General features: G+C 72.2%; 8 protein-coding genes. 5 read left to right on the top strand and 3 right to left on the bottom strand.

The annotated features are described in order from the left end of the window. Positions 1-168: 168 nt before the first annotated feature. The 4 genes from ACWD6P_RS36520 to ACWD6P_RS36505 all read left to right on the top strand — a co-directional run bounded on the left by ACWD6P_RS36520 (position 169) and on the right by ACWD6P_RS36505 (position 3,203). On the top strand, positions 169-489 hold the full coding sequence (locus tag ACWD6P_RS36520) for a DMT family transporter (protein ID WP_451448523.1): 321 nt from the start codon (positions 169-171) through the stop codon (positions 487-489). Beyond that, complete coding sequence (locus tag ACWD6P_RS36515) at positions 489-1,028, top strand: TetR/AcrR family transcriptional regulator (protein ID WP_451448522.1); 540 nt, start codon at positions 489-491, stop codon at positions 1,026-1,028. Before ACWD6P_RS36520 ends, ACWD6P_RS36515 begins: the two co-directional genes overlap by 1 nt. A 128-nt stretch (positions 1,029-1,156) precedes the next feature. Continuing rightward, positions 1,157-2,164 carry a 2,3,4,5-tetrahydropyridine-2,6-dicarboxylate N-succinyltransferase gene (gene dapD / locus ACWD6P_RS36510; RefSeq protein WP_451448521.1) on the top strand — a complete coding sequence of 336 codons (1,008 nt, stop codon included), beginning with the start codon at positions 1,157-1,159 and terminating at the stop codon, positions 2,162-2,164. Positions 2,165-2,270: 106 nt separating this feature from the next. Next, positions 2,271-3,203 (top strand): EI24 domain-containing protein, encoded by a 933-nt coding sequence (locus ACWD6P_RS36505; RefSeq protein ID WP_451448520.1) that lies wholly within the window; start codon positions 2,271-2,273, stop codon positions 3,201-3,203. Here the strand turns inward: ACWD6P_RS36505 and dapA are convergent. The 3 genes from dapA to ACWD6P_RS36490 all read right to left on the bottom strand — a co-directional run bounded on the left by dapA (position 3,103) and on the right by ACWD6P_RS36490 (position 6,369). After that, on the bottom strand, positions 3,103-4,080 hold the full coding sequence (gene dapA / locus ACWD6P_RS36500) for a 4-hydroxy-tetrahydrodipicolinate synthase (RefSeq protein ID WP_451448519.1): 978 nt from the start codon (positions 4,078-4,080) through the stop codon (positions 3,103-3,105). The two genes, ACWD6P_RS36505 and dapA, sit on opposite strands and share 101 nt — an antisense overlap. Positions 4,081-4,233: 153 nt before the next feature. Next, positions 4,234-4,383, bottom strand: coding sequence for a hypothetical protein (locus ACWD6P_RS36495; RefSeq protein WP_451448518.1), 150 nt, complete (start codon positions 4,381-4,383; stop codon positions 4,234-4,236). A gap of 147 nt (positions 4,384-4,530) precedes the next feature. After that, positions 4,531-6,369 carry an endonuclease/exonuclease/phosphatase family protein gene (locus ACWD6P_RS36490; protein ID WP_451448517.1) on the bottom strand — a complete coding sequence of 613 codons (1,839 nt, stop codon included), beginning with the start codon at positions 6,367-6,369 and terminating at the stop codon, positions 4,531-4,533. Between the two features lie 261 nt (positions 6,370-6,630). On the opposite strand from ACWD6P_RS36490, the gene ACWD6P_RS36485 reads away from it, so the two are divergent. After that, the gene (locus ACWD6P_RS36485) at positions 6,631-8,112 is read left to right on the top strand and encodes a hypothetical protein (RefSeq protein ID WP_451448516.1); all 1,482 of its coding nucleotides are present in this window, start codon (positions 6,631-6,633) and stop codon (positions 8,110-8,112) included. The last annotated feature ends 246 nt before the right edge of the window (positions 8,113-8,358 follow it).

The raw sequence follows: 8,358 nt of genomic DNA, 5'->3' as shown, positions 1-8,358 counted from the left end.
CGGCGACCCCCTATATCTCCCCCCCATCCAACCCCCTCTTCCCCTCCCGGCCGCTCTGCCGATCGGCCCGCCAGTGGTGGCTGGCGGGCACGGCCGTTTTTCGTGTTCGCCGCCCGGGTCCGCGCCCGTTGTGTACAGCCGTACGCATCGTTATGTACGCTCGTACGCATGGCCTACCTCACGCTCGCCGGCGCGATCCTCTCCGAGATCCTCGCGACCACCTCGATGAAGTACAGCGACGGCTTCAGCAGGCTGTGGCCGTCGCTGGCCACCGCGCTCGGCTATCTGCTCGCCTTCGCCCTGCTCGCGCAGACGCTCAAGTCGATGAGCGTGGGGACCGCGTACGCCATCTGGTCCGGCGTCGGCACGGCGGTGATCGCGGCGATCGGCATGGTGTTCCTGGGGGAGAGCACCAGCGCGCTCAAGATCCTCGGCGTGCTGCTGGTCATCGCCGGGGTCGTGGTGCTGAATCTGGGGGGTGCACACTGATGGCCCGGCGCTACGACCCCGGCCGCCGGCAGCGGATCATCGACGCGGCGATCGCGGTGGTCGGTGAGCGCGGCATCGCCGGGCTCAGCCATCGCGCGGTGGCCGCCGCGGCCGATGTGCCGCTCGGCTCGACGACGTACCACTTCGCGTCCCTCGACGAGCTGCTGATCGCCGCGCTGCGGCAGGCCAACGGCGAGTGTCTGGCCGAGTACGCACGCTGGGTCGACGGGATCGACCCGGCGGCGCCGCTCGCGGACGAGGTGGGCAGATTCGTCGAGCGCACCCTGGCGGGCGACCGCTCGGGGGTGGAGCTGGAGTACGAGCTGTATCTGGCGGCGCTGCGGCATCCGAAGGTGCGGCCGATCGCGGCCGAGTGCCTGGACGAGATGGTGCGGCTGCTCGGACGGCGCATCGGGGACGAGAGCACCGCGCGGGCCGTGGTGGCCTTCACGGACGGACTGCTGCTCCAGCACCTGCTGACCGGCCGGCCCTTCGAACCCGCCGCGGTGCGGGCCGGGTTGGCCGGGGTGCTGGGCTGAGACGGCGGCGGCCGCGCCCGCACCACGGCTTGTACGGCCGTACGAACCGCGTGGTGCGACCGCACGGACCGGGCCCGATCGCTGAGACCGGTTCGCCTCCCCGGGTGCCCTCCGGTTAGGTTTCGAACATGACCGATGCTGCTTCTTCCGTAACCCGTACCACCGGCGCCGTCGCCGCCGGGCTCGCCACCGTCACCCCCGACGGCACCGTCCTCGACACCTGGTTCCCCGCGCCCGAGCTGGTCAGCGCCACCGCCGAGGGCCCCGGCCCGGCCGGCACCGAGCGCCTCGACGACGAGCGCGCCACCGAACTGCTGGGCGCCGCCGCGCTCAAGGCGATCGGCCACGACCCGGTCCGCGAGGTCGAGGTCGTCGCCGTGCGTACGGTCATCGCCTCCCTCGACGACAAGCCGCTGGACGCGCACGACGCCTACCTGCGTCTGCACCTGCTCAGCCACCGGCTGGTCAAGCCGCACGGGCAGAACCTGGAGGGCATCTTCGGTCTGCTGTCCAACGTCGCCTGGACCTCGCTGGGCCCGGTCGCCGTCGACCAGCTGGAGAAGGTGCGCCTCAACGCCCGCGCCGACGGCCAGCATCTGCAGGTCACCAGCGTCGACAAGTTCCCGCGGATGACCGACTACGTCGCCCCCGCCGGTGTGCGGATCGCGGACGCCGACCGGGTGCGCCTGGGCGCGCACCTCGCGGCCGGCACCACCGTCATGCACGAGGGCTTCGTCAACTTCAACGCCGGGACCCTGGGCACCTCCATGATCGAGGGCCGGATCAGCGCGGGCGTGGTCATCGGCGACGGCACCGACATCGGCGGCGGCGCCTCCACCATGGGCACCCTGTCGGGCGGCGGCAAGCAGATCATCTCGATCGGCGAGCGCTGCCTGCTCGGCGCCGAGTCGGGCATCGGCATCGCGCTGGGCGACGAGTGCGTCGTCGAGGCCGGTCTGTATGTGACCGCGGGCACCCGCGTCACCATGCCCGACGGCCAGATCGTCAAGGCGCTGGAGCTCTCCGGCGGCGACAACATCCTCTTCCGCCGCAACTCCACCACCGGCGCGGTCGAGGCCCGGCCCAACAAGGCGGTCTGGGGCGGACTCAACGAGATCCTGCACAGCCACAACTGACGCCCGCGCACGGCGGCACCGGCGGCCCGGCCAGGGACATCCGCCGGGCCGCCGCTGTTACCGTCCTGTGCCACTGGGCCGCTCCGGACGCCGTTAGGCTTGCGCCATGCGTGATCTTGTAGCGGGGATGCGGTATCTGGGCAAGGGCCAGCGCTGGGTTGCCCAGCACGGCCGGTGGTGGGGGTTCGGTCTGATCCCGGCGCTGATCGCGCTGGTGCTCTACGCCGGGGTGCTCACCGCCCTCGCCATCTGGTCCGGCGATATCGCCGCCTGGGCGACGCCGTTCGCCGACGGCTGGGACTCGCCCTGGCAGGCGCTGCTGCGCGGGCTCTTCGTGGCGCTGCTGTTCGCCGGCGGGCTGATGCTGTCGGTGCTGACCTTCACCGCCGTCACGCTGCTGATCGGCGACCCCTTCTACGAGTCGCTGTCGGAGAAGGTGGAGGAGAGCGAGGGGCAGTGCCCGCCGGGCACGGACCGGCCGCTGTGGCAGGAGATCTGGATCGCGCTGCGGGACAGCGTCCATGTGCTGCTGCGGGCAGCCGGTTTCGGGATTCTGCTGTTCGTCCTCGGCTTTGTGCCGGTCATCGGGCAGACGGTGATCCCGGCCATCGGCTTCTGTGTCTCCGGCTTCTTCCTCGCCGTCGAGCTGACCTCGGTGGCGCTGCAGCGCCGGGACGTTCCGGTGCGCGAGCGGCTGCGGCTGCTGCGCGGCCGCAAGGCGCTCGCGATCGGCTTCGGCACCCCGATCGTGCTGCTGTTCCTGATCCCGTTCCTCGCGGTGGTGCTGATGCCGGGCGCGGTGGCCGGCGCGACGCTGCTGGTACGGGACCTGGTGGCGGACGAGGAGGAGCCGCCGGGCGGGGACCCGGTCGGCGCTCCGTACGGGCAGCAGCCCGCATCGCCGGCCGGTTTCGGCCCGGCGCCGCACGGCTTCCCGCCTAGCCAGGGACAGCCGCCCCGGCAGCCGCTCTCGCCGCCCTCCCCGCACCCGCAGTCCGGTCCAGGGTCGTCCGCAGGGCGTCCGCCAACCGGCTGGTGAGCCGGTCGTCCGCGGCCAGCAGCGGGCCGCGGACCGGTCCGGCGGGCAGGCCGAGGCGGCCCAGCAGAGCCTTCGCCGAGACCGCGCCCGGGGTCTCGGAGCCGGTCACCGCCTCGATCAGGGGGATCAGCGCGAGCTGGCGGCGGGCAGCCTCCGCGGTGTCGCCGGCGTCATAGGCGTCCAGTACGGCGCGTACGGCCCGGGGAGCGGCATTGGCGGCGGTGCTGACGCAGCCCGAGCCGCCGAGGGCCCGTAGCGGCAGGATCTGCTCGTCGCACCCCGCGTAGTAGGCCAGCCCCGTCTCGGCCAGTACCTTCGCCGACTTCAGCAGGTCGTAGCCGCAGTCCTTGACCGCCGCGATCCGTGGATGGGCGGCGAGGTGCAGCAGGGTGCCGGTGCTCAGCGCGGTGCTGGTGCGGCCGGGGATGTCGTACAGCATCACCGGCAGCCCGGTGGCGTCCGCGACCGTCCGCAGATGGTGGGTGACGGCCTCCTGGGTGGGCCGTGAGTAGTACGGGGTCACCACCAGCAGGCCGTGTGCGCCCGCCCGTTCGGCACTGCGGGCCAGGGCGACGGAGTGGCGGGTGTCGCTGGTGCCGACCCCGGCGGTGATCCGCGCCCGGTCGCCGACGGCCTCGACGACGGCCCGCAGCAGGGCCTCCTTCTCCGCGTCCGACGTGGTCGGCGACTCACCGGTGGTGCCGCTCAGTACGAGGGCGTCCAGGCCGCCCTCGTCGACGAGATGGGCGGCGAGCCGCTGCGCGCCGTCCGTGTCGAGTGCTCCGTCGGCCGTGAACGGGGTGATCATGGCGGCCGCGGCACGGCCGAAGGGCGCGGCGCCGGGCGGCCGGGCGGGGACTGCGGTGAGGGTGTCCATGGCGGGAGTCTGCGGGCCCTTTATCTTTCACGTCCACTTAGATGTGCTGCGCGCAACTCTTAAGCGTCGCTACGGAGTTGAGGGTGCGGCCGGAGAGCGCGGAGCGGCCGCCGCACCCCTCGGTGCGACGGCCGCCCGGGCATCACAGGCCCATCACGCGTCAGTCAGGCCACTCCGCGAACGCTTCAGGTCCTGGGTGCGCTCGGATGAGGACTCCTCCGACGGCTTCCGCTTCTGCTGGTCGGAGCGCCGCTCGGCGGCACGGTCCTTGTTGCCCGACTTACGGTTCTGCGCCTTCGGCATGGTGACTCCCTATGTCTCGCCGAATGTTGCTTACCTGCCCAGTACCGCACCCTCTGCGAGGGTCTGCCCCCGGACATGGGCCGGTCGGGTGACGACAGCATCACACGGGGTGACGTCGCGGGCCCGTTGCCTGGCAATGCCAGGCGCTCACGGCCGGACGCGCAGCACCTGGGGGTCGTGGTCGCTGGCCTGGTCCGCGTACTCGGCGTTGAGGTGCACGATGTCGTAGTCAGGCCGGGCCAGATGCCGGCTGGTGAGCATGTGGTCGAGCACCTGCGAGTTGCCGTTGTAGACGTAGCCGTAGCGCTCCGCGCCCGGCAGCCTGCCGACCAGATCGGTGAGCACGCCCCCGTCGGTGAGCTTCTTCAGCGCCGGCGAGAACGGGTAGTCGTTCAGGTCGCCGGCCACCACCACATCGGCCTTGGGGTCCTTGGCCAGCAGGTCCTTGACGAAGGCGTTCACCAGCCCGGCCTGGGCCGTGCGCTGGGTCTCCGAGGACCGGGCCGGTGGCTGGAAACGGCTGTCCAGGCCCTGGTCGCCGCCCTTGGAGTTGAAGTGGTTGGCGATCACGAACACCCGGCTCCCCGGGCGGCTCTTGAGCGAGAACTGGCCGACCAGCGGCTTGCGGCTGGCCTTCCACGCCGGGTCGGCGGGCGCGATCCGGCCCGGGGACGCGGACAGCGCGGCCCTGCCGTGGTCGTCGACCACCTTCACCGGGGTGGTGGCGTCGCCGCCCTTGACGTCCGTGAACGACACCCGCTCGGGGTTGAACAGGAACGCGACCCGGATGTTGCCCCCGGGCTGGCCGCCGTCCTGGTCGTCGGCCGGGTCGATCTGCCGCCACTCGTACGCCGGTCCGCCGGCCGCCTTGACCGCGTCGGTCAGCTTCTTGAGTGTGGCCCCGGCGGTGACCACGCCGTCGTCGGTGGGTCCGTTGTCGTCCTGGACCTCCTCCAGGGCGACGACATCGGGCGCGGACAGATGGTCCACCAGCGCCTTCGCGAGCCGGTCGAACTTGGCCTGCGGGGTCTTGGGGGAGAGGTTCTCGACGTTGTACGTGGCCACCGCCAGCTCGCCGGGCTTCTGCTTGCGGGTGGTCTCCGGCGCCGGGCCGTGGTCGGCGAGCTCGCCCAGTTCGGTGGCCTGGAGCGTGTAGCCGCCGAAGCTGTTGTAGTCCAGCGGCCCGGCGGTGGTGCCGGTCAGCTCGTCGCCGACGTCGGCCACCGGGAACGGCCGCTCGGCGAAGGGGATCAGGGAGGCCACCTTGACCCGGCCGCCGTTGGGGTCCGCGTACGAGCGGTAGAGGGTGCCGCCGCGCGCTGTGCGGTTGCGGCCCGGCTCGGCGGTCACCCACAGCTCGTGGTGGGCATTGGTCGCGCCGACGACGCGGGCGTCGCCGACCGAGACGCGCATACCCTCCAGCGACTCGTAGCGGTCCAGCGCGTACGAGCCCGGGCGCAGCTTCAGGGATTCGATGCTCTTGCCGCCCGCGTCAGGGGCGTAACGATTCGGCACCGAGGCCGGGTTGAGCCGGAAGGCGGCCGGCAGCGAGGCCTTGGCGGAGTCGGTCTTCCAGGTCGCGTCGGTGATCTGGGTGACGGACTGCAGCCCGGCGTCCTTGCCGCCCGGGTAGTACTCGCTCACCGTGCCGGAGAAGGTGATCGCGTCGCCGACGGTGACCTTGGGCGTCTCCTTGCCGGTGAAGACGAAGACCGCCTCGCTGGTGGCCGGATCGCGGTCCGGATGCGGGTCCTGCACCCAGAAACCGCGCGCCGAGCCGAACGCACGGACCGCGGTGACCGTGCCGGGCACCTCGCTGACCTGCGTCCCGACCAGCGGGGATATTCGGGTGCTGCCCTGGATGTCGTGGATCCGGGTGCCGGCCGCCGAGGCGGACTGGGTGGCGGTCAGCAGTCCGCCGGCGAGGGCGGCAGCGGCCACCGCGCTGACGGCGGCCGTTCTGCGGAGCGAACGACGGGACGGCATGCATGCCTCCGGGAGAAAATGGGGGGTGAAATAAGGGGGATCACGGCAGTGCGCGCCCGGAGTGTGTCCGGGCGCGCGCTACGCGCGTCAATCTCCGGTGTGTGCAAGGGAGTTGTCAAGGTTCTTTCGGTGACCGGCGGTGGGCACGGGGGTGAACCGTCCGAGATCCGGAGAATTCCGTCTACGCTTGGGCGGCGCACTCCCCCAGCTATCGCTGGGAGGTACCCCCAGCCGCAGTCCGTACGAGGAGCTGAGCACCAGATGTCCGCAGACCGCCCCACCCTGCCGCCGGTGCGGCTGCACTCCGAAGCGGAACTGGCCCGGGACGCGCTGAGCGCCCCGCTGATGGCGCGGGCGGCGCGGCTCGCCCGCTGGGCCGAGCGCGGTGTCCCGGTCGGCGTGGGCGGCGAGATCCTGGAGGACTCACTGGCCGCCGCCACCGAGCTGCTCGGCCTCGCCGACGACGAGGACGGCCCCGCCTACACCGCCGAGGCCTGGCAGCTCGCGGTCGACACCGGCCTGGTCGAGATCGAGGAGACCGAGGAGGCCGCGGACGACGCGGCGCCCGAAGACGCCGCGGTCGGCATCGCCACCCCCGGCGAGGAGCTGGACCTGCTCACCTCCGGTAGCCCCCAGGACATCCTGGACATCTGGCTCGGCGGCATGGAGTCCGTGCTCGCCGACGCCGCCGCCCCGGACCTCGCCGACATCGCCGAGCAGATCGCCGAGGGCGGCGAACTGGACCTGGACTCCATCGACTGGAACCCCGAGGAGGAGGCCGAGCTGCTCAACGGCATCCTCGGCAACCTCTATCTGCTCACCGCCGTCGCCGAGGGCCCTGACCAGGACGTTCCGCTGCCCGCGCTGGCCGCCTCCATGATCGTCCCGGACGATATGGACGAGCCCACCGACGACATCCTCGAAGAGGTCTCCGAGGCGATGATGCGCCTGGACGACCAGTTCCGGGTGCTGGAGCCGATCGGTCTGGTCGCGTACCGGCCCGTCGACGAGGCGCTGATCGAGGAGCTGGACGAGTCCGGCGAGACGGTCTCCGCCGCCGAGCCGCTCACCGACGAGGACGTCTCCCGTTACGGACTGGTGCGCCTGACCCCGCTCGGTGTCTACGCCGTCCGCGCCCGGCTGCTGGACGCCGGCGTCCACGCCCCGGCCGTCGGCGACCTCACCGGCAAGGGCGCCGACGTCCTCCTCGACGCGCTGCCCGACTACCCCGAGGCCCTCGCCCAGGCCGAGTCCGAGCTCTGGCTCGCCGCCCGTACGCCGCTGGACGCCGCCCGCGACCTGCTCGCGGCCGCCCGCGGTGACGACGAGCGCGCCCCGCACCGCCGGCTCGCCGCCCAGCAGACCCTCTCGCTGGTCTCGCCCGACGCCGAGGCCGCACTGCGCGAGGTGCTCGACGACCGCCAGCTGGGCGGACTGGCCAGGGTCTGGCTCGCCGAGCGCGCACTGCCCGGCATCCCCGAGCCGTCCCAGGAGATGATCTTCTGGCTGACGGTGGACACCATTGCCGCGCAGCTCGAGAGCGCGGACGAGGGCGCGGAGGCGGAGCTGCGCGATCTCGTGCAGGGCCTGACCGACCAGCACAGCGGGTTCTTCGACACCGCCTGGCGGGTCGACCACCCCGCCACCGCCGATGTCCTGGAGGCGATGGGCCGCCTGCACCCCGACAAGAAGGCCGCCAAGCAGGCCCGCAAGGCGGCGTTCAAGGCGCGTTCGCGGCGGTAGTCGCTGGCCTTTCCGCTGCGCTTTGCCTTGGCCGACGTTTTCGGCTGTCCCGCCGTGGGGGTTGTTCGCCGTTGCGCCTGCGGCGGGCTGTTGCCGCTGCGCGGGGCTGTTCGGCTGCCGGTGTCGGTCCTCCGGGGCAGGGTGTCCGGACTGCTTCGCTTTACGTCCGGACAGCCTCGTCGTCGCCGGCGCCCTCGCCGGTGAGGTTGTCGCCGGAGTGCTGGATGGCGCCGCCCAGGATCATCA

It is taken from the genome of Streptomyces sp. NPDC002446, assembly GCF_053595675.1.
Note: the sequence above shows the minus strand (reverse complement) of the source record. Positions and strands in the feature narration are given on the sequence as shown.

Excerpts from the sequence above, each read along its gene's own strand:
- ACWD6P_RS36520 (WP_451448523.1), top strand. The coding sequence starts at position 169 with ATGGCCTACCTCACGCTCGCCGGCGCGATCCTCTCCGAGATCCTCGCG.
- ACWD6P_RS36515 (WP_451448522.1), top strand. The coding sequence starts at position 489 with ATGGCCCGGCGCTACGACCCCGGCCGCCGGCAGCGGATCATCGACGCG.
- dapD (WP_451448521.1), top strand. The coding sequence starts at position 1,157 with ATGACCGATGCTGCTTCTTCCGTAACCCGTACCACCGGCGCCGTCGCC.
- ACWD6P_RS36505 (WP_451448520.1), top strand. The coding sequence starts at position 2,271 with ATGCGTGATCTTGTAGCGGGGATGCGGTATCTGGGCAAGGGCCAGCGC.
- dapA (WP_451448519.1), bottom strand. The coding sequence starts at position 4,080 with ATGGACACCCTCACCGCAGTCCCCGCCCGGCCGCCCGGCGCCGCGCCC.
- ACWD6P_RS36495 (WP_451448518.1), bottom strand. The coding sequence starts at position 4,383 with ATGCCGAAGGCGCAGAACCGTAAGTCGGGCAACAAGGACCGTGCCGCC.
- ACWD6P_RS36490 (WP_451448517.1), bottom strand. The coding sequence starts at position 6,369 with ATGCCGTCCCGTCGTTCGCTCCGCAGAACGGCCGCCGTCAGCGCGGTG.
- ACWD6P_RS36485 (WP_451448516.1), top strand. The coding sequence starts at position 6,631 with ATGTCCGCAGACCGCCCCACCCTGCCGCCGGTGCGGCTGCACTCCGAA.